At 74.2% G+C, this 19,782-nt stretch carries 17 protein-coding genes; 9 read left to right on the forward strand and 8 right to left on the reverse strand.

Annotated features, from left to right (window positions below; all coding sequences use genetic code 11):
- Positions 1 to 370: 370 nt before the first annotated feature.
- From ACIQUR_RS07620 to ACIQUR_RS07630, 3 genes are all read right to left on the reverse strand, one after another.
- Complete coding sequence (locus ACIQUR_RS07620) at positions 371 to 997, reverse strand: DedA family protein (protein WP_399951817.1); 627 nt, start codon at positions 995 to 997, stop codon at positions 371 to 373.
- Positions 998 to 1,342: 345 nt separating this feature from the next.
- Complete coding sequence (locus tag ACIQUR_RS07625) at positions 1,343 to 3,004, reverse strand: alkaline phosphatase D family protein (RefSeq protein WP_403659912.1); 1,662 nt, start codon at positions 3,002 to 3,004, stop codon at positions 1,343 to 1,345.
- Positions 3,005 to 3,108: 104 nt separating this feature from the next.
- Complete coding sequence (locus ACIQUR_RS07630) at positions 3,109 to 3,750, reverse strand: HNH endonuclease family protein (protein WP_403659915.1); 642 nt, start codon at positions 3,748 to 3,750, stop codon at positions 3,109 to 3,111.
- Between the two features lie 679 nt (positions 3,751 to 4,429).
- Here ACIQUR_RS07630 and ACIQUR_RS07635 point away from each other — a divergent pair.
- From ACIQUR_RS07635 to ACIQUR_RS07645, 3 genes are all read left to right on the forward strand, one after another.
- Positions 4,430 to 5,011 carry a TMEM165/GDT1 family protein gene (locus ACIQUR_RS07635; protein ID WP_403659918.1) on the forward strand — a complete coding sequence of 194 codons (582 nt, stop codon included), beginning with the start codon at positions 4,430 to 4,432 and terminating at the stop codon, positions 5,009 to 5,011.
- A gap of 78 nt (positions 5,012 to 5,089) precedes the next feature.
- Complete coding sequence (locus tag ACIQUR_RS07640; RefSeq protein ID WP_403659921.1) at positions 5,090 to 5,512, forward strand: helix-turn-helix transcriptional regulator; 423 nt, start codon at positions 5,090 to 5,092, stop codon at positions 5,510 to 5,512.
- A 108-nt stretch (positions 5,513 to 5,620) separates the two neighbouring features.
- Entirely contained in the window at positions 5,621 to 8,110 is a 2,490-nt protein-coding gene (locus ACIQUR_RS07645; protein WP_403659924.1) for an ATP-binding cassette domain-containing protein, read from the forward strand.
- Between the two features lie 27 nt (positions 8,111 to 8,137).
- Here the strand turns inward: ACIQUR_RS07645 and ACIQUR_RS07650 are convergent, their stop codons facing one another.
- Positions 8,138 to 8,848 carry an HAD-IA family hydrolase gene (locus tag ACIQUR_RS07650; protein WP_403659927.1) on the reverse strand — a complete coding sequence of 237 codons (711 nt, stop codon included), beginning with the start codon at positions 8,846 to 8,848 and terminating at the stop codon, positions 8,138 to 8,140.
- Positions 8,849 to 9,720: 872 nt separating this feature from the next.
- Entirely contained in the window at positions 9,721 to 11,121 is a 1,401-nt protein-coding gene (locus ACIQUR_RS07655; RefSeq protein ID WP_403659929.1) for a peptidoglycan-binding protein, read from the reverse strand.
- A 198-nt stretch (positions 11,122 to 11,319) separates the two neighbouring features.
- On the opposite strand from ACIQUR_RS07655, the gene ACIQUR_RS07660 reads away from it, so the two are divergent.
- Positions 11,320 to 13,371, forward strand: coding sequence for a DHA2 family efflux MFS transporter permease subunit (locus ACIQUR_RS07660; protein WP_403659932.1), 2,052 nt, complete (start codon positions 11,320 to 11,322; stop codon positions 13,369 to 13,371).
- Between the two features lie 4 nt (positions 13,372 to 13,375).
- Here the strand turns inward: ACIQUR_RS07660 and ACIQUR_RS07665 are convergent, their stop codons facing one another.
- Positions 13,376 to 13,855 carry a GNAT family N-acetyltransferase gene (locus ACIQUR_RS07665; RefSeq protein WP_403661394.1) on the reverse strand — a complete coding sequence of 160 codons (480 nt, stop codon included), beginning with the start codon at positions 13,853 to 13,855 and terminating at the stop codon, positions 13,376 to 13,378.
- Between the two features lie 116 nt (positions 13,856 to 13,971).
- Here ACIQUR_RS07665 and ACIQUR_RS07670 point away from each other — a divergent pair, with 116 nt between their 5' ends.
- Positions 13,972 to 14,379, forward strand: a complete 408-nt coding sequence (locus ACIQUR_RS07670; protein WP_403659935.1) for a nuclear transport factor 2 family protein — start codon at positions 13,972 to 13,974, stop codon at positions 14,377 to 14,379.
- Between the two features lie 114 nt (positions 14,380 to 14,493).
- On the opposite strand, the gene ACIQUR_RS07675 is transcribed toward ACIQUR_RS07670, so the two are convergent.
- Complete coding sequence (locus ACIQUR_RS07675) at positions 14,494 to 14,853, reverse strand: antibiotic biosynthesis monooxygenase family protein (protein ID WP_403659938.1); 360 nt, start codon at positions 14,851 to 14,853, stop codon at positions 14,494 to 14,496.
- Positions 14,854 to 15,211: 358 nt separating this feature from the next.
- On the opposite strand from ACIQUR_RS07675, the gene ACIQUR_RS07680 reads away from it, so the two are divergent.
- The 4 genes from ACIQUR_RS07680 to ACIQUR_RS07695 are packed head-to-tail and all read left to right on the forward strand — an operon-like array spanning position 15,212 to position 18,794.
- Complete coding sequence (locus ACIQUR_RS07680; RefSeq protein WP_403659941.1) at positions 15,212 to 17,278, forward strand: bifunctional glycosyltransferase 87/phosphatase PAP2 family protein; 2,067 nt, start codon at positions 15,212 to 15,214, stop codon at positions 17,276 to 17,278.
- On the forward strand, positions 17,275 to 17,784 hold the full coding sequence (locus tag ACIQUR_RS07685; protein WP_403659944.1) for a hypothetical protein: 510 nt from the start codon (positions 17,275 to 17,277) through the stop codon (positions 17,782 to 17,784). Before ACIQUR_RS07680 ends, ACIQUR_RS07685 begins: the two co-directional genes overlap by 4 nt.
- A gap of 45 nt (positions 17,785 to 17,829) precedes the next feature.
- On the forward strand, positions 17,830 to 18,417 hold the full coding sequence (locus tag ACIQUR_RS07690) for a TetR/AcrR family transcriptional regulator (protein ID WP_403659947.1): 588 nt from the start codon (positions 17,830 to 17,832) through the stop codon (positions 18,415 to 18,417).
- Entirely contained in the window at positions 18,414 to 18,794 is a 381-nt protein-coding gene (locus ACIQUR_RS07695; protein ID WP_403659950.1) for a hypothetical protein, read from the forward strand. The genes ACIQUR_RS07690 and ACIQUR_RS07695 overlap by 4 nt, the downstream gene beginning before the upstream one ends.
- 23 nt (positions 18,795 to 18,817) lie before the next feature.
- On the opposite strand, the gene ACIQUR_RS07700 is transcribed toward ACIQUR_RS07695, so the two are convergent.
- Positions 18,818 to 19,525, reverse strand: a complete 708-nt coding sequence (locus tag ACIQUR_RS07700) for a hypothetical protein (protein WP_403659953.1) — start codon at positions 19,523 to 19,525, stop codon at positions 18,818 to 18,820.
- Between the last annotated feature and the right edge of the window lie 257 nt (positions 19,526 to 19,782).

Below are 19,782 nucleotides of genomic sequence, written 5' to 3' on the forward strand. Positions count from 1 at the left end.
CGCCGCCGGCCGCCGCGGCCGCGCCGCGCGCCGGCGGGCCGCGGCGCCCGGGGGGCCGGCCCCGCGCCCCCGGCCGCGCGGGCGGGTGCGGGTGCGGGTGCGGGTGCCGGGGCCGGGAGTGGGTGCGGATGCCGGGGCGCTCGTGCCGTGCGGGTCGGCTGCTGAGGTGCGGGGCCCGTGCGGTCGGTGCCGGGTGCCGGGTGCGGGGGCCTTGCCGGTCGGCTGTCGGCGTGTGGGCTCGTGCGGTGGGGTGTCGGGGGGCGGGGCGTGCGGTGGGGTGCCGGGTGTGGTTCCGCTGAGTTCCGACGCATCGGTGGTGCCGGGTGGGGGCCGGGGGTCGGGCTGTGTGGGGTGCCGGGTGAGCCGGTTCTTACGGGGTTGCCGGTGTGGGCCGGCGGACCAGGTAGGCGGCCAGGGCGCCCGCCGCGAAGAGGGCGATCACCGAGACCGCCGTACCCAGCCAGGTCGCGCCCAGCCAGTGGGCGCCGAAGTAGCCCAGTGCCGCGCTGTAGCCCGCCCAGGCCAGGCCCGCCAGGGCCGACCACGGGAGGAACTTCCCGATCTCCCGCTGCGCCGCGCCCGCGCCCAGGGAGACCACCGAGCGCCCCGCCGGGGCGAAGCGGGCGATGACGACGAGCAGGCCGCCGCCCCGGCTCAGGGCCTGGCCGAGGCGTTCCTGGGCCAGCGTCAGGCGTCGGGAGCGCGCGATGGCCCGGTCCAGGCGGGCACCTCCGCGCCGGGCCAGCCGGTACGCCGCCAGGTCGCCCAGTACGGACGCGGCCGCCGCGCACAGCACCAGCACCACGATGTCCGGGCCCGGCGGCGGCACCGGCGCTCCCGCGCCCACGGCCGCCCCGGCGGCGGCCGCCGCGGCCGCCGCGGTGATCACCAGGACCCCGCTCGGCAGCACCGGCAGGAAGACGTCGAGCAGCACGGAGACGGCCACGAGGGCGTAGATCCAGGGGCTCGCGGTCAACGGCCCCACTGTCTCAAGCAAAACGGGACTCCCCGGCTCCGGCTCTCGGTCATCGCGCTGGGCCGCGGCGTCGCGGGGGAGCGGCAGGAGCGGCTTGACAGCCATACAGCGTACGCCGGGAGTTCGTCCCCCGTACCCCCGGGGCCACCCGCGTGTCAGATGCGCCCCGCGCCCCCGCGGCACGCCCGGTTTCCGGCCCCCCGAGGCCGCACCCGGGCCGCGCGCCCGCAGCGCCCCGGGCCACACCGGGGCCGCACTGGGCCCGGCCGCATCGACGCCGCACCACCGACCTGCCCGGGCCGCATCGACGCCGCACCACCGACGTGCCCGGCCGCGCGCCGGCTGCGCCGCGGTCGCACCCCCCGGCTACGCCAGGTCCCGCTCCAGCACCGTCACCAGACGGCCGTCCTCCGCAGCCCCGCGCGCCGGCTTGCGGGCCTGGTCGAGGCGGAGCCGGGCCGAACGGCCGGACAGCGCGAGCGTCATCAGCTGGTTGCCGAACCACGGCCCGCTCGTACGCCGCCACGTCAGCGGCGGCCGTCCCGTCCGGCCGTGCCGGGCGAGCAGCCGGCCGAGCCGCCGCCCGGCCCGGCTCCAGCCGAACCGGAAGCCCAGGTTCACCAGCCGGTGCACGGAGTTGTGCACCGGCGAGCAGGTCAGCTGGTACACCGCCGCCGTCGTCGATATGGCCGGCTCGGCCACGTACGCGTGGTGGACGTCGCCGGACAGCATGCACACGGTCGCCGGCGCGCGCGGGCCGGTCGCGGCCTCCTCGATCAGGTCGGTGAGCTCCGTGAAGGAGGCGGGGAAGGCAGCCCAGTGCTCCAGGTCGCTGCGCCGGCGCAGGGCCTCGCCGATCCGGGCCCACCGCGGACCCCGCTCGCCCCGGCAGAGCGCCGCGTCCCACGCCTCCGCGTCGTGGATCAGCGGCGGCAGCAGCCAGGGCAGCGAGGCGCCGATCAGCAGGTGGTCGTACTGGCCGTGCCCGTCGAGGGCGTTCTCGCGCACCCACCGGGCCTCGGCCGGGTCGAGCATCGCCCGCGCGTCCTCGTCCAGCACTCGGGCCGCCCGCGTGTCCACCATCAGCAGCCGGGTGCGGCCGAAGTCGCGGCGGTAGCTCCAGCGCACGGAGGCCGGGTCCGCGTCCGCCGCCGCGGCGAAGGCGCGCAGCTCCTCGGTGCCGTCGGGCGTGGCGCGCACCGCGGCGTAGAGGGGGTCGGCGGCGAGTGCGGCGGGGGAGAGGTTGCCCAGGTGCTGGTAGACCCAGTACGACATGAACCCGCTGATCACCCGCTCGCGCCACCACGGCGTCGCCCGCATCTCGGCCACCCACGAGGCGCTGGTGTTCCAGTCGTCCACGAGGTCGTGGTCGTCGAAGATCAGGCAGCTGGGGACGGTGGACAGCAGCCAGCGGATCTCCGGATCGAGCCAGGACTCGTAGTAGAGCCGCGTGAACTCCTCGTAGTCCGCCACCTGCGCCCCGGGCGCCTCGCGCAGGTCGCGCCGGGCGGCGAGCCAGGCCCTGGTCTCCCGGGAGAGCTGGTCGGCGTACACCTGGTCGCCGAGCAGGAGGAGTACGTCGGGCCGCGCCTCCAGCGGCTGCGCGGCGAGCCGGGACGCCAGCGCGTCCAGCGCGTCGGGTCCGTGGGGCCCCCGCCGGTCGGCGGGCGGGGCGGCCTGGCGGCAGGAGCCGAAGGTGAACCGGACCGGCGGCGAGGGACGGCCTGGGGTGGCGGGCACGGGCGTGGTGATGGTGCTGGGCGGGAAGGGGCTGTCGGGCAGCGGCCAGACGCGGGCGCCCTCGAACAGCACCTCGTACGCGGTGGTCGTGCCCGGCGTCAGGCCGGTGACCGGCACGAGCGCGTAGTGGTGGCCGGCGATCTGGAACGTGCCGGCCGACCCGCCGGCGCCGTCCTCGCACCGCACCTCGGCGGTGCCCGGCCGGTCGGTCTCGATCCACACGGTGGCCGTGTCGCCGGTCTCCCAGCACACGTGGCGCAGCAGTGGCCCCAGGCGCAGCTCGCCCACGTAACTCCCCCTCGTCCGTCGCCCTTTGGGTAAAGGTACGACGGGGAGGGGGAGCGCGGTTCCGGATCCGGCCGCGGGACCGGCCGGGTGCCCCGGCGGTCCGGTCAGCAGCCGCTGAGGGCGCTGGTGAGCGCGGCCTTCTCGTCGGAATCGATGGTCAGGCCCCAGTACTGCTTCACGTGCACCCACATGCGGGCGTAGGTGCAGCGGTAGGAGGCCAGGGGCGGCATCCAGTCGGCCGGGTCGAGGTCGCCCTTGGCCTGGTTCACGTTGTCCGTGACCGCGATGAGCTGCGGGCGGGTGAGGTCGTTGGCGAACTGCTGGCGCTTGGCGGTGGTCCAGGAGGCGGCGCCCGAGCGCCAGGCCTCGGAGAGGGCGACGACGTGGTCGATGTCCAGGTCGGAGCCGGCGTACCAGGTGGCGCCGTCGTAGGCGGAGTACCAGGAGCCGCTGGTGGCGGCGCAGCTCGCGTCGGTGACGACGTTCACGCCGTCGCGCTTGAGGACGGTCTCGCGGGTGTTGCAGGTGCCCGAGACGGTGCTCCAGTGCGGGAAGAGGTCGCGGCTGTAGCCGCTGGAGGAACCTTCCGCCTTCGGCGTCACGCCCGCCAGCCAGGTGCGGGCGGCCGAGGCGCTCATCGGGGTGGGGGGCGCCGCCTGGGCGGCGGGGGCGTTGAGGAGGGCGGTGGCCGCGAGGGTGGCGGCCGTCGCGAGCACGCCGAATCGACGCGCGTAGACACCGGGCATGAGGGGCTCCTTGGGGCGGGGGGAACGGCCGGTCGGCCCCTTGTGGGGACCGCGGTCATCGTGGCGGCGCCGGGTGGACCGGGGATGGGCGCCAGGTAACAGGGTGGCGACATGCGCACGTCACAACAAGGGGTGTAACGGCCCGCTGTTGGCGTGAATATGACGCTCCGTCGGATGAATCGAGGCGGTTTGTGCCGTTTCGCTGCCGGGCGGGTGTGCGGCGCGTGGCAGGGGTACGGCCGGGGTGCCACCGGGGCGCGGCAGGGGCGCCACCACGGTGTGGCCGGAGCGTGGCCGGAGTGTGACGGGCGTCTCCCGGCCGCCGGGACCAAAGTCCCTGCTGGGGGGCGCCCGGCGTGTCGTACCCTGGTGCGAGCAGAAGGGGAGTAGCTCTTCGCCGGACCGTCGACATACTGCTGGCCAGTTCCAGCCGGCGCCCGGAGGCAGGCTCAGCCGTCGCGACCGCGGACGCGGTCGGGTGCGGCGGGCAGGCCAGCGAGACCTTCGGCCGCAGTGTCCGTGTACCTACACGTGCATGCGCACGTGCGCGCGCCCAGAGCGCGGGCGCGTGGGGATGCCCGTGTGCGCGCGGGTCGCTGTCGAGCCGAAGCGACCCCCTGAAACGGCCTGGTCTCTCGGTCCGGCGGCACCCGCCCCGACCGATCGAGGTTTCACTCCAGTGATCAGCTTCACCATCCTGGCGATCGTCTTCGGCGTCGTCTTCCTCGCCGAGCTGCCCGACAAGACGGCCCTGGCGGGCCTCATGCTGGGCACCCGCTACCGCGCCTCGTACGTGTTCGCCGGGGTCGCCGCCGCCTTCGCCGTGCACGTCGCGCTCGCCATCGCCGCGGGCAGCGTGCTGACGCTGCTGCCGCACCGGCTGGTGCAGGCCTTCGTGGGCGTGCTCTTCCTGATCGGCGCGGCGATGCTGCTGCTGAAGAAGGACGAGGGGGAGGAGTCGGTCAAGGCTCCCGAGGACCAGTCCTTCTGGAAGGTGTCCGGGGCCGGCTTCATGCTGATCCTGGTGGCCGAGTTCGGTGACCTGACGCAGATCATGACCGCCAACCTCGCCGCCCGCTACGACGACCCCGTCTCGGTCGGCCTGGGCGCCGTGCTGGCCCTCTGGGCGGTCGCGGGCCTCGGCATCCTGGGCGGCCGCACGCTGATGAAGCGCGTGCCGCTGCGGCTGATCACGAAGATCGCGGCGTGCGTGATGGCCGCCCTGGCCGTGTTCAGCCTCTGGGAGGCGGTGGCGGGGTAGTTCCGGTGCCGTCGGGGGAGGCGTACGGGGGGCGAGATCCGGCCACCGCCGCCTCCCCCGCCGTGCGATCGTGGTGGGGTGAGCAACCTGGAGGACCTCGTACCGCTGCGCCGGGCCCGCGACCTGATGGACCGCGAGTACGCCGAACCGCTCGACGTGGCGGCCCTGGCGCGCGTCGCCCTCATGTCGCCCGGCCACTTCTCCCGCAGCTTCCGGGCCGCCTTCGGCGAGACGCCGTACAGCTACCTCATGACCCGCCGCATCGAGCGGGCCAAGGCCCTGCTGCGGCGCGGCGACCTGTCGGTGACGGAGGTGTGCTTCGAGGTGGGCTGTACGTCGCTGGGCTCGTTCAGCTCCCGCTTCACCGAACTCGTCGGCGAGACCCCGAGTGCGTACCGGGCCCGGGAGCACGGGGACGACGCCGCCCTCCCGGCCTGCATCGCGAAGATCCACACGCGGCCGGTCAGGAACGGAGAAGCGCGCCGGGCGCCCCACCCGTAGCGTGAAACGCACGGACGTCCGGATCCGGCTCCGCCGGCCCCGCCGAGCCCCCCGGCCTCCGCACCACCGCACCACCGACCGAACGGACGACCGACGGATGGAGACACGATGAGCAGGGCCGGGAGCAGGGCCGCGGGGAGCGGGTCCGCCGGGCGCGGCGCAGCGAAGGCGGCCGGCGGACCGGGGGCGGCCGGGGCGCCGAAGGCATCCGGCGCATCGAAGGCATCACGTGCCCCGGGGTCGTCCGGCGCGCACGCCGCCGACAGCCACGACCTGATCCGGGTGCACGGCGCCCGGGTGAACAACCTCCGGGACGTCAGCATCGAGATTCCGAAGCGCCGGCTCACCGTCTTCACCGGCGTCTCCGGCTCGGGCAAGAGCTCACTGGTCTTCGACACGATCGCCGCGGAGTCGCAGCGCCTGATCAACGAGACGTACAGCGCCTTCGTCCAGGGCTTCATGCCGACGCTGGCGCGGCCCGAGGTCGACGTGCTCGACGGGCTCACCACCGCGATCATCGTCGACCAGCAGCGGATGGGCTCCGACCCCCGCTCCACCGTCGGCACGGCCACCGACGCCAACGCCATGCTGCGGATCCTCTTCAGCCGGCTCGGCGACCCGCATATCGGCCCGCCCGGCGCGTACTCCTTCAACGTCGCCTCCGTGAAGGCGAGCGGGGCGATCACCGTCGAGAAGGGCGACAGGACCACGGTCAAGGCGACCTACTCGCGCACCGGCGGCATGTGCACGCGCTGCGAGGGCCGCGGCACGGTCTCCGACGTCGACCTCACCCAGCTCTACGACGACAGCAAGTCGCTCAGCGAGGGCGCGCTCACCATCCCCGGCTACACCATGGACGGCTGGTACGGGCGGATCTTCAGCGGCTCCGGCTTCTTCGACATGGACAAGCCGATCCGCAGGTACACCAAGCGGGAGCTGCACGACCTGCTCCACAAGGAGCCGACCAAGATCAAGGTCGAGGGCATCAACCTCACCTACGAGGGCCTGATCCCCAAGATCCAGAAGTCGATGCTGTCGAAGGACGTCGACGCGCTCCAGCCGCACATCCGTGCCTTCGTCGAGCGGGCGATGACCTTCACGGTCTGCCCCGAGTGCGACGGCACCCGGCTGAGCGAGGGCCCCCGGTCATCGAAGATCGAGGGCATCTCCATCGCCGACGCGTGCGCGATGGAGATCCGGGACCTGGCGGAATGGGTCCGCGGGCTCCGGGACGCGTCGGTGGCCCCGCTGCTCGAAGCGCTCCAGGGGACCCTCGACTCGTTCGTCGAGATCGGCCTCGGCTACCTCGCGCTCGACCGGCCGTCGGGCACGCTCTCGGGCGGCGAGGCGCAGCGGGTCAAGATGATCCGCCACCTCGGGTCCGCGCTCACCGACGTCACGTACGTCTTCGACGAACCCACCACCGGCCTGCACCCGCACGACATCCAGCGGATGAACGACCTGCTGCTGCGCCTGCGGGACAAGGGCAACACGGTGCTCGTGGTCGAGCACAAGCCGCAGACGATCGCGATCGCCGACCACGTCGTGGACCTGGGCCCGGGCGCCGGCACGGCCGGCGGCACCGTCTGCTTCGAGGGCACGGTGGAGGGCCTGCGGGCCGGCGACACGATCACCGGACGCCACCTCGACGACCAGACCGCGCTCAAGGAGACGGTGCGCAAGCCCACCGGCAAGCTGGGCATCCGCGGCGCGGCCGCGCACAACCTGCGGGACGTCGACGTCGACGTACCGCTCGGGGTGCTCGTCGTCGTCACCGGCGTCGCGGGCTCGGGCAAGAGCTCCCTGGTGCACGGGTCGATCCCGGCCGAGGAGGGCGTGGTGTCGGTCGACCAGACGGCGATCCGCGGCTCGCGGCGCAGCAACCCGGCCACGTACACCGGGCTGCTCGAACCGATCCGCAAGGCCTTCGCCAAGGCCAACGGCGTGAAGCCGGCCCTGTTCAGCGCCAACTCCGCGGGCGCCTGCCCCGCCTGCAACGGTGCCGGGGTGATCTACACCGACCTGGCGATGATGGCCGGGGTCGCGACCACGTGCGACGAGTGCGAGGGCAAGCGGTTCGACGCCTCGGTGCTGGAGTACCACCTGGGCGGCCGCGACATCAGCGAGGTGCTCGCGATGTCCGTGACGGAGGCGGAGCGGTTCTTCGGCGCGGGCGAGGCGCGCATCCCGGCCGCGCACAAGATCCTGGAGCGGCTCGCCGACGTCGGCCTCGGGTACGTGAGCCTGGGCCAGCCGCTGACCACGCTGTCCGGCGGCGAGCGGCAGCGGCTGAAGCTGGCCACGCACATGGCGGACAAAAGTGGCGTCTACGTGCTGGACGAGCCCACCACCGGCCTGCACCTCGCGGACGTGGAGCAGCTGCTCGGGCTGCTGGACCGGCTCGTCGACGCGGGCAAGTCGGTCATCGTCATCGAGCACCACCCCGCGGTGATGGCGCACGCCGACTGGATCATCGACCTCGGGCCGGGCGCCGGCCACGACGGCGGCCGGGTCGTCTTCGAGGGCACCCCGGCGGACCTGGTGGCCGACCGCTCCACGCTGACGGGCGAGCACCTGGCGGCGTACGTGGGGGCGTGACGGGGGCCGGCGGCTCCCTCCCGTCGGTCAGGCGGCGGCGTACGGGGTGACGGTGAGGCGGATGCTCCCGTCCGCAGCGGTGTCGACGCGTACGGCCGTCAGGTCGGGTACGTGCACGGTCGGCCCGTGCTCCCCGGCGCGGGGGCCGACGCCCACCACGCGCATGCCGGCCGCGCGGCCCGCGGCGATGCCGGCGCCGGAATCCTCGAAGACCACGCAGTCCGCCGGGTCGACGCCGAGTTCGGCGGCGCCCTTGAGGAAGCCCTCGGGGTGCGGCTTGCTGGCCTCGACATGCTCGGCGGTCACCCGGACCTCCGGCATGGGCAGCGCGGAGGCCGTCATGCGGGCGGTCGCGAGGGCCTCGTCCGCCGAGGTGACCAGGGCGTGCGGGAGCCGGCCCAGGGCGGCCATGAAGGCGGGCGCGCCGTCGACCGGGACGACGCCCTCGGTGTCGGCGGTCTCGCGGGCCAGCATCACGGCGTTGTCGGCGTGGTTCTGCTCCATCGGGCGGTCCGGGAGCAGGATCGCCATGGTGGCGTAGCCCTGGCGGCCGTGGACGATCTTCATCGCCTCGTGCGGGTCGAGGCCGTGCGACACCGCCCAGTCCCGCCAGCAGCGCTCCACCACCGCGTCCGAGTTCACGATCGTGCCGTCCATGTCCAGGAGCAGGGCCTTCGCGGTCAGGACGACAGGCTCTGCGGCGGCTTCGGTTCCGGGGGCGGTGGTGCTGGCCGTCATGGGGGCGGGCTCCAGGGGAGACGAGGTCCGGCGATGCGGCGGGAAGAGTACAAGCGGCCCCGTCCGCCGGTCAGGGAATACGGACGGAACCACTTTGTTCCTCCACGATACAAAATGGCGCCCCGCGATGCCAATCGCCTCCCGGCTGGGGGGCTGCACAGGGGGTGTGGTGCGGGTGCGGTGGGGTGCGGTGCGGGCGGGCCGGGGTGGCGGGGGCGGCGAGGAGGGGCGGGCGCGGAGATGCCGCGCCCGCCCGCCTGGCCGGCGCCCCGCCTGGACGGCGGCCGGGTGGGATGCGGCGGCGGGGTCCGGGTGGGCGGTGTGTGCGACCGCACTGCGGGTGTCCGCCCGACGGGGGGCGAACGGACGGCAGCCGGTCCGTGTCGGGGTCGGCGCGGCGGTGCCCGTGCCCGGGAGCCCCAGCCGCCTGGCCGCACGGACACGCTGGGCGGGATGCGGCGTGATGCGGCGCGTGCGGCGGGGTCGGGTGGGTTGTGCGTGTGCTCGCCGGGGTGTGGGGGTCCCGTCCGGTGGGGTGAGCGGCTGGCTGCCGGTCCGTGTGGGCGGTCCTTGCCGTTAGGGCCACGCAGGTGGTCCGTCCCGGGTGTGCACCCCCAGCCTGCCGGGCCGCCCCGGGCTGGTCGGCCTTCGTCGAGTGGACCCCGCGTTGTGCCGGGCGGGGCGTTGCGGCCGCGGTCGTGGCCGTCCTCGCGCTGTCCGCGCTTCCGGCTACCCGGTGCCTTCGGGCGGGTACCTGCCGGGGGCTTGCGCATGGCTGTTGCTCGCCGGGGTGCGTGGGGGTCCAACCGGCCTGTGGCTGGGGTGGTTGTCCGCCCTAGTCGCGGGGCGGGGGAGTGCGGGACCGGGGCCGGCTAGGGCTCGTGGGTGAGGGCCTCCAGTGCGCGGCGGGAGTTGGGGCCGTACACGCCCCAGGGGTCGCCCACGACGTTGGCGGCCCGTTGGAGGCGGGCCACTGCCTCCTCCACCTTGCGGCTGTAGCGGCCGTTCATCGGCCCCCAGTAGTACCCGCCCTCCTCCAGGCGCTGCTGGAGTTCGACGACCTCCGGGCCCTGGTCGCCCTGGCTCAGGGTGGGGGCCGTGGTGGCGCTCGGGGTGGTGGGGCTGGTGGCGGGCTTGGTGCGGGTGGGGTCGGGGGTGGGGTTCCCTGACGCGTCGGACGGGTCCCCGGACGGGGTGGCTTCCGTCGCGGCGGTGGGGGAGGCCGACTTCTCGTTACCGTCGCCGTCCTCGTCCTCGTCCTCGTCCGCGTCGGACGTGGTCGAGGGGTCGGCCGAGGGGGCTTCGGGGGCGCCCGAGGGGCCGTCCGGGGCGACGGTGATCGCGGGTGCCGACAGCTTCGGGTCGGGGAGGGCGCGGTCGGCGTCCTCGTCGTCCGAGAACAGACCGGCCGTCAGGGCCCCGACGCCGATCACCGCCACTGCGGCGGCCACCATCAGCGGCAGTCCCTTGCGTCCGCCGCGGTTCCGGCCGGGTGGAGGAGGGGCGCCGAGCGTGACCGCGCGCAGCTCCGTCGTGGCGTCGTCGTAGACCGGGCCAGGGGTCCCGCTGCCGCGTGTGCCGTACGAGGACTCGGGCCCCGTGGAGCCGTTCGCCCCCGGTACGGGGGCGTAGGGGGCGGACCCGGGCATGCCGGAGGACACCGGCGGCAGGACCTGCGTGGCGTACCCGTCAGCGCCGTCGTGGGGTCCGGCCTCGTCCGTTGCGTGGAAGCCGTCCGGCCCGTACCCGACGGGGCCGCCGGCGTGGTGGGCGTCCGGGCCGCTCGGGTGGGCCGGTGTGCCGGGAGGGGCGGGCTGCGGGGGCCACGGGGATGCCTCGTCCGCCGGGCGGGCCGACGAGTTCCAGTCGCCTCCGTTCTCCGGGTGGGTCGGCGGGGTCCAGGTGGCTCCGTTCTCCGGGTTGGCGGACCGGGTCCAGGTGGCTCCGGTTTCCGGGTTGGGCGACGGGCTCCACGAAGGTCCGGTTGCCGGAGTGGCGGCGGACGAGGGCCATGCCGGACTCGCGTCCGGGGTGCCGGGCGACTCCCAGGACGGACCGGCTTCCGCACCTGCGGACGGGCCCCAGGCAGGGTCCGGTCCGGTTCCGGGGGTGGAGGAGGGGCCCCAGGTGGGTTCCGGTTCCGGGTCGGCCCCCGCGGGCCACGACGGTGGGGGCTGGACCACGCCCAGGAGGCGGGGCGGGGGTGTGGTGGCGGCGTCGCGGGACGGGCGGTCCTGCATCGTCACGTACGGGCGGATGCGGAGGGGGTCCATGCCCGTGGCCGGTGCGCAGGCGCAGCCGCCTCTGGCAGCATCGCAAACCGGACAGCGCTCTGCGCTCACTGACGGATCCCCTCCCTGGCAACTGCCAGCGATTATGCAGACCCGGCGGGGTCCGCCCAACCGCCCGACAGGCCATAACCGGACACACCCCCCAGGATGGAGATGTCGATCTGTGCTGAGGAGGAGTCCATGGCTCAGGAAGTGGCCGACGCACCCGTGGACCCCGGCGGCGGACCCGGCGCGGAGCACACCCGACGGAGTGTGCTCGTCGCGATCGGTGCCCTGCTGCTGGGCCTGCTGATCGCCGCACTCGACCAGACCATCGTCTCCACCGCGCTGCCGACGATCGTCAGCGATCTCGGCGGCATGGAACACCTCTCCTGGGTCGTCACCGCCTACATGCTGGCGTCGACGGCGGCGACCCCGCTCTGGGGCAAGCTGGGCGACCAGTACGGGCGCAAGAAGCTCTTCCAGGGGGCCATCGTCCTCTTCCTGATCGGGTCGGCGCTCTGCGGCCTCGCCCAGAACATGCCGCAGCTGATCGGCTTCCGCGCCCTCCAGGGGCTGGGCGGCGGCGGCCTGATCGTGCTGTCGATGGCGATCGTCGGCGACATCGTCCCGCCCCGGGAGCGCGGCAAGTACCAGGGCCTCTTCGGCGCCGTCTTCGGCGCCACGAGCGTCCTCGGCCCGCTGCTCGGCGGCCTGTTCGTGGACCACCTCAGCTGGCGCTGGGTCTTCTACATCAACCTCCCGATCGGCATCGTCGCCCTCGTCGTCATCGCGGCGGTCCTGCACATCCCGGTGCGCGCGGAGCGGCACACCATCGACTACCTCGGCACCGTCCTGATCGCCTCCGTCGCCACCTGTCTGGTGCTGGTGGCCTCGCTCGGCGGCACCTGGGGCTGGGGCTCAGCCATGATCATCGGGCTGGCCGTGCTCGGTGCCGTACTGCTGGTGGCCTTCGTCTTCGTGGAGCGCCGGGCGGCGGAGCCGGTGCTGCCCCTGAAGCTCTTCGCCATCCGCACCTTCACCCTCTGCTCGGTGATCAGCTTCATCGTCGGCTTCGCGATGTTCGGCGCGATGGTCTACCTCCCCACGTTCCTCCAGGTCGTCCAGGGCGTCTCGCCCACCATGTCCGGCGTCCACATGCTGCCGATGGTCCTCGGCATGCTGATCGCCTCCACCGCCTCCGGGCAGATCGTCAGCCGCACCGGCCGCTGGAAGGTCTTCCCCATCGCCGGCACCGGCGTGACCGCCATCGGCCTGCTCCTCCTGCACCAGCTGGAACGCACCACCTCCACCTGGGAGATGAGCGTCTACTTCTTCGTCTTCGGCACCGGACTCGGCCTGGTGATGCAGGTGCTGGTGCTGGTGGTGCAGAACGCCGTCAGCTACTCCGACCTCGGGGTCGCGACCTCGGGCGCCACCTTCTTCCGCTCCATCGGTGCCTCCTTCGGCGTGGCCATCTTCGGCACGGTCTTCACCAACCGCCTCGACGACAACCTGAACGAGAACCTGGCGGGCCAGCCGCTGCCCCCCGGCACCGTCGGCAGCCTGGAAGCCGACCCGCGGGCCGTCTCCGGACTCCCCGCCGACCTCCGGCCCCGGGTGCTGGACGCCTACTCCACGGCCATCACCGACGTCTTCCTCTACGCCGTGCCCGTGGTGCTCGTGGCCTTCGCGGTGGCGTGGTTCCTCAAGGAGGACAAGCTCCGGACCTCGGTCACCGCACCCGACGTCAGCGAGACGCTCGCCTCCAACCCCGTGCAGCGCAGCTCGCACGACGAGGTGGCGCGGGCGCTGTCGGTGCTGGGCACGCGGGAGGGCCGCAAGCACGTCTACGAGAAGATCACCGCCAAGGCCGGCTACGACCTGCTGCCCGCCTCCAGCTGGCTGCTGCTGCGCATCAACAAGTACGGCTCGGCCGAACCGGCGGTGCTCGCGGAGCGCACCTCGGTCCCGCTGCACGTCATCACGGACGCGGCCCGCGAGGTCGAGGAGCGGCGGCTGGCGGTCCGCGCCGGACTGCCGCTGGTGCTCACCGACCAGGGCCGCGAGACCGCGGCACGGCTCTCCGACGCACGACAGGAGTCCCTCGCCGAGCTGCTCGGCGACTGGTGGGGCCCGGACCGGCCCACGGACCTGGTCAAGCTGGTCGAGGAGCTCAACGCCGAGCTGTGCGGCTCCGACGCGGAGGAGCCGTACGACAGGCCCGCGCGCCGGGACCACGCGGCCCACTGATCCGTCAGACCAGCCGCTTCTCGAACCAGTGCTCCGCGTACGGGCCGGAGTTGTACGCCGGTATCTCCGCGTACCCGTGCTTGGCGTAGAGGCCCCGCGCCTCCACCAGGTCCGTCCGCGTGTCCAGGCGTATGCGCTCCGCGCCCAGGGACCGCGCCGCCTCCTCCAGGGCCGCGAGCAGGGCCCCGCCGCCGCCCGTGCCGCGCAGCTCGGGGCGTACGTACACCCGCGTCAGCTCGGCCGTGCCGGCGTCCAGCATCCGCAGCCCGGCACAGGCGCCGGGCCGGCCGTCGTACCGGCCGACCACGAACTCGCCCGTGGGCCGGACCAGGCCGTCGGCCGGGTCCTCGGCGAGGCCCTGGTCGAGCTCGGCGTCGGTGGCGGGTCTGCCCCAGTACCGGCCGGCCACTTCCGCGAGATAGGCCCGCCGCAGCTCGGCGGCCTCGGGGGTGGCGAAGGATTCGGGGGCAACGGTCCAGTTCATCGCGTTCATGCCGCCATCATCGGCGCCCGCGCCCAGCCGCCGCGTGGAATATCCACAGGGCCGGGCGGATGATAGGAAAAACCGCCAAATCAAGGGATGGAAGGGTGTGAACCGCCATGTCGGAGCATCCGGACGCGGCCCTGGTGCGTCGCGGCTACCTGGCGTTCGCCAAGGGGGACATGGACATGCTGTCCTCGCTGATGACGGCGGACGTCGTGCACCACGTCCCCGGCAACAACCTGATCTCGGGGCACCACAAGGGCCGCGAAGCGGTCCTGGAGCTGTACCGCACGCTCGGCCGGGAGACCAACGGCACGATGCAGGTGCAGGTCGACTCGGTGCTCGCCGACGGACGCGGACACGTGATGGCCTTCCACACCTCCCGGGCCGACCGCGGGGACCACGGCCTGGAGATCCGGCAGGGACTGTTCTTCACCATCGTGGGAGGAAAGATCACGGACATCGACGGCTGCACCGAGGACATCGACGAGGAGAACGCCTTCTGGGGACCCCCGAAGTCCTGACCCGCCCCGGGGACCCCCCGGGGACCCCCCGGTGACCCGCCCCGGTGACCCGTCCCGGTGCCTCCGCCCACCCGTCGGGCGGAGGCACCGCTACGCCGGGGGCCGGGCCGGGGCTCAGCCCTGCTTCGGCGCCGCCTGCTGGACGACCTCGAACGACCACAGCGTCGACCCGGACGCGGCCGGCCTGGGACGCTCGCCGGCACCCGCACCGTGGCCCGCACCCTCCCCGGACCCGCCCGACCCGCCCTGGTGGGCGGCCTTCATCGGGCCCTCCATCCAGGCCTGGAAGGCCGCTTCGTCACGCCAGCGCGTGTACACGAGGTAGGTGTCCGTGCCCTCGACCGGGCGCAGCAGCTCGAACCACTCGAAGCCGTCGGAGTTCTCGACGGACCCGGCACGCGAGGCGAAGCGCTTCTCCAGCACCTCCCGCTGCTCGTCCGGCACGGTCAGCACATTGATCTTGACGATGCTCATGCCGCCCATCTTGCCGGAGGCGCCGTCGGCACGCCGTACGGAGGACCCCCGGTACCGCCCCGGCCGATGCTCCGTCAGGGGGACGGTGTGCACGGTCGGGTGGTGTCTGCGGACCCGTTGACCCCCCTCCCGGCCCCCGCCGCGCCGCGCGCCGGCACACCGGGCGCAGGCCCCCGCACCCCCTCTGGCCGGTGCGTTTCCCGGCCGCGCCGGCACCCGGGGCCACGACGGGAAGGCGGTTTCCCGCGCACCGGACCAGCCGGGCGGTACGGGAGGTTCGGTCCGGTGTGGGCGGATCTCCGCACTATCGTCGTCCGAGCATTCCCGACGGGGCACTACGGCAGGAGGCCGATGGCGCGTGGCTGACGCGGCGGACCACAACGCTGTGAACGGGCCTGCCGCGGCCGCGGCCCTCGGCGCAGACCCCCGGCTGACGGCGGCGCGCGCCGTACTCTGGCTGCTCGCCGCGCTCCTGGCGGTCCGTCAGGCCGCCTCGGCGCTCCGGCTGCCGCCGGGCCGCCGACTCGCCGACCCGGACACCTGGATCGGCGAGAACGGCGTCCTGCACGTCTCCGGAAGCCTCTACGACGCCGTCGACGGCCCCCGCTTCACCGGCACGCCCTTCTCCGGACTCGTCCTCCGGCCCCTGACCAGCTCCGCCCAGCAGGCCCTCGGCGTCGCCTGGACCTTCGGCACCCTGCTGCTCGTCGCCGCCGTCGGCCTGGTCGCCGCGCGCTCCCTCCCCGGCCCGGTGTCCCGCCGCACCGCCCTGCTCGCGGCACCCGTCGCCATCGCCCTGACGATGATCTCGCTGCCCGTCCGCGGCACCTTCACCCTCGGCCAGACCAGCATCATCCCCGTCCTGCTGGTGCTGTCCGGCTGCCTGCGGGTGCCCGGCGAGCGGACCTCCGGCCTCCTCGTCGGCCTCGGCGCGGCGCTCCAGCCCGCCCTCCTCCTCTTCGTCCCGCTGCTCTGGTTCACCGGCCGCCGCACCGCGGCCCGCGCCACCGCCGTCACCTTCGCCGCCGGCTCCGCCCTCGCCTGGGCCGCGCTGCCGCGCGACTCGTGGACGTACTGGGTGCACCACCTCGCCGGCACCGGCCTCGGCGACCGGGCGGACAGCCCCGCGAACCAGTCCCTGCACGGCGCGCTGCTGCGGCTCGGCCTCTCCGGCCCCCTGGAGACCGGCGTCCTCTGCCTGCTCGCCGCCGCCGTCTGCCTCCTCGGCCTGCGCCGCGCCGTCCGGTACGCCCACGACGGGCAGCCGCTGCTGGCCGTCGCGCTCACCGGCTGCGTCGCGGTCGCCGTCTCGCCCGGGGGCTGGCAGCACCAGCTGCTCTGGGTGCTGCTCGCCGCCGCGGGGAAGGTCGGCACCCGCGCCGCCGACCGGCCGGTGTGGCCGGTGACCGTGGTCCTGGTCATGACCCTGCCGAGCGACGTGCTGCTTCCCAACCTCGCGCTGCTGGCGCCCGTACGGGACAACGTGCTGCTCCTCGCGGCCCTCGCCGCCGCCTGCGCGGTGCCGTTCCTGCCGCGTACGTCGCCCCACTGGCACCACCCGGTCCCCACCGCGTACGCCCGGCCCGCCCCGGCCCGGTGGTCGCGAATACCGCTCCTGCCGTTCTGGCGCCGCGTGCTCAGCCGCCCCAACCTGCTGCTCGAACTGCTGCTGATCCGGGTCGGCTACTCGCTCTACTCGCACATCCGCGCCGCGGCCCCCGACAGCCGCGCCCTCGCCGAGGGCCACGGACGCCGGATCCACTCCCTGGAGGGCCGGCTCGGCATCGACATCGAACACGCCGTCAACCACGCGGTGGTGGACCAACCCTGGCTGAGGGGCTTCTTCGACTTCTACTACACGTCCTTCCACTTCGTGGTGCCGCTGGCGATCCTGGCGCTGCTCTACCGGCGCAGCCCGGGCGACTACCGCTGGGCACGGGCCTCCCTCGGGCTGGCCACCGTCCTGGCCCTCGCCGGGTTCTGGCTCTACCCGCTGGCGCCGCCGCGCCTGATGCCCGGGCTCGGCTTCATCGACACCGTGCACGGACCCCAGGACCTGGCCGATCCGCAGTACGGCGCGATGACCGCGATCTCCAACCAGTACGCGGCCATGCCCTCCCTGCACTTCGGCTGGGCGCTGTGGTGCGGGCTGGTGGTCCTCGCGCTGGCCCGCCGGCCCTGGCAGCAGGCCCTGGGCCTGGTGCACCCGGCGGTCACGCTCTGCGCGATCGTGTCCACGGCCAACCACTGGGTCCTGGACGCCGTCGGAGGAGCGGCCGTCGTGGCGGCCGGCTTCGGCCTGGTGTACGTGCTGTCGGGCCCCCGCGGCACCGGGCCCGCGCCCGCGCCGCCGGCCGGGGACGTACGGGCCTCCGTACCGCCCGCGCTGCGCGGGCGGCGGTCAGGTGCCAGCATCGGATCATGAGCGCACGGCAGCAGGGCGCGGTGGCGCGGGGCACGGCCCCCGGGGGCCCGGACCGGCGCAGGCGTGCCCTGCTCGGCGTCGGGGCCCTGGCCGTGGTGGTCGTCGGCTACTTCGTGCTGGCCGCGACCGTCCCGCGCTGGTGGGCCCACCGCATCGGCGACGCGGTCGACGGCAGCCTCGCCACCGGCCTCCTCATGGGCCTGGCCTTCGGGATCTTCTGCACGCTGCTGCCCCTCCTGGTGGCCTGGACGGGGCTGCGCCGCCGCGGCTCCCCGAAGGCGACCGCGGGCTGGCTGGCCCTGGCGGTGCTGCTGGCACTGCCGAACCTGTGGACGCTCAGCGTGGTCGTCGGCAACGGCAGCGCCGCCCACGCCGGGCAGCGGACCATGGACGTGGAGGCCCCCTGGTTCCGCGGCGGCACCCTGATCGGGGCGATCGCCTCGGTCCTGCTCTTCGCGGCCCTCGTGATCCGCGCCCGCCGCCCCACCGGAAGACGCACGCACTGAGCGGGGGGTTGTTTCCCAAACGGGTCGACCCGTATCGTAAATCGTATGAGCTCCTCTCCGTCCTCCAGAGGACGTCCCAGGGATCCCCGCTCGCACCAGGCGATCGTCGGTGCGGCCGCAGAGCTGGTGACCGAGGTCGGCTACGCCGCGACCTCGATCGGGGCGGTGGCCGCCCGTGCCGGTGTCGGCAAGGACACCGTCTACCGGAGGTGGCGGGGCAAGCCGGAGCTGGTCTTCGAGGCCGTGTTCACGACCACCGACCAGGCTCCGGTCCCGGACACCGGAACGCTGACGGGGGATCTGACCGTACTGATGCAGGGCCTGGTCGACGAGTTCCAGACACCTGCCGCGGCAGCCGCGCTCCCGGGGCTACTCGCCGACTTCGCCGCCGATCCGGTGCTGAAGGAGCGGATCCGCGGCGACTTCCTGGCCCCGTCGAAGGAGCGGCTGCTGATCGTCTTCGAGCGCGCCGCGGCGCGCGGGGAGATCGCGGCCGACACGCCCGTGGACCTGGTCCTGGACACCCTGGCCGGAGCCGTCTTCTTCCACGTCGGCCTGGTCGGGGAACACCCCGGCCCCCAGCTGGCCCGCCGGCTGGCCGCCGTCATGGCCAAAGGAATCGAGGTCCGGTGAACGGCTGGCTTCTCGCAGCGGGCATCACGGCGTTCGGTGTGGCCGCGGTGCACATCGTCGCCGGACACCGGGACGTGGTGCGCCCGCTGCTGTCCTGCGGGTTGGCGGCCGAACCCAGGCGCGTCATGCACGCCGTGTGGCACATGGTGAGCGTCGACCTGGTGCTCTCCGCGGCCGCCCTGGTCTGGCTCGCGCTCGCGGGCGACGCGTCGGCGACCGGTCTGATGGCGTGGTTCGTGGCCGCGCACTTCGCCGCGTACACGGTCGCCTTCCTGGTCGTCACGCTGTCGGCCGGCTGGTCGAAGCCACTGCTCCGGCTGCCGCAGTGGATCCTGCTCCTGCCGATCGCGGTCCTGACGGCGGCGGGGGCCGCATAGCGACCCCACCGGGGGCGCGGCGCTCAGGGGGCCAGGGTGGTCTGGGGCAGGTAGGCGTACGAGTGGCGGGTGTCGTGGGCGGTGTCGACCATGGAGACCATCAGGGGGTTCGGGCCGGGGGCGGCGCCGGTTTCGGCGCGGAGGCGGTAGCGGCGTACGGAGACCGCGTCGCGGGCGAGGGGGCTGCCGCCCGCGTCCATCGAGGGCGGCATCACGTCGTTCGCGATCCGCAGGTCGGCGTGGCGCCAGCTGCCCGCGGCGCGGTCCCAGCGCTCCAGCACCCAGCCGCCCGTACCGCCCGGCATGATCTCCAGCTGGAAGGCGAGCAGCAGGCTCCGGTACGCCCGGGTGTTGCCGTTCTTCAGGGTGACCGTGAACTCCTGCCCGGGGCCGCCCGGCTTCAGCGCGAGCTGTCCGCCGGGCGCGGACAGGGACATCGAGAGGTACGTCGGCACGGGCGGCCGGGACGGGCTCTTCGACGGCGCCGGGGTACCGGCCGAGGGACGCGCCGCGGGCGTGTGCGGCGCCGAGGCGCTCGCGCCGGGAGCGGCAGCGGCCGCGGTGGAGGGACCGGCCGACGCCGTGGGGGAGGCCGTGACCTGCGCGGACGCGGCGACAGGTGGCGACGGGGTACGGGCCTCGGCCCCGTCCTCCGGCGCGCACCCGGTGGCGCCGGGCAGCAGGACGGCGACCGCCGCCGCGGCGGCGGTGAGGGCGCGGCTCGGTCGCATCAGGCGGTTTCCCCTCGGTGGTGGCGGCCGGAAGACCCGCCGGGCGGGTGCGGGAGGTGCGGGCGCGGGTCTTTCGTTGCTCGGGGAAACCTAACCGGGCCAGGACACGGGGAAGAGGAGAGCGGGTAACGCTTTGGGTGTGCCGGAAGGGGCGCCGGGGCACAGCGGGCCCCGCGCCCCAACCGGCGGGATCGCCCCAGACGCAAGGAAAACCCCCTTCGGGCCCGCCCCCCACCCCAAAGGGGGGCCCCCCGGCG

The sequence above is a fragment of the Streptomyces sp. NPDC101132 genome (assembly GCF_044759225.1).
Lineage (GTDB): Bacteria > Actinomycetota > Actinomycetes > Streptomycetales > Streptomycetaceae > Streptomyces.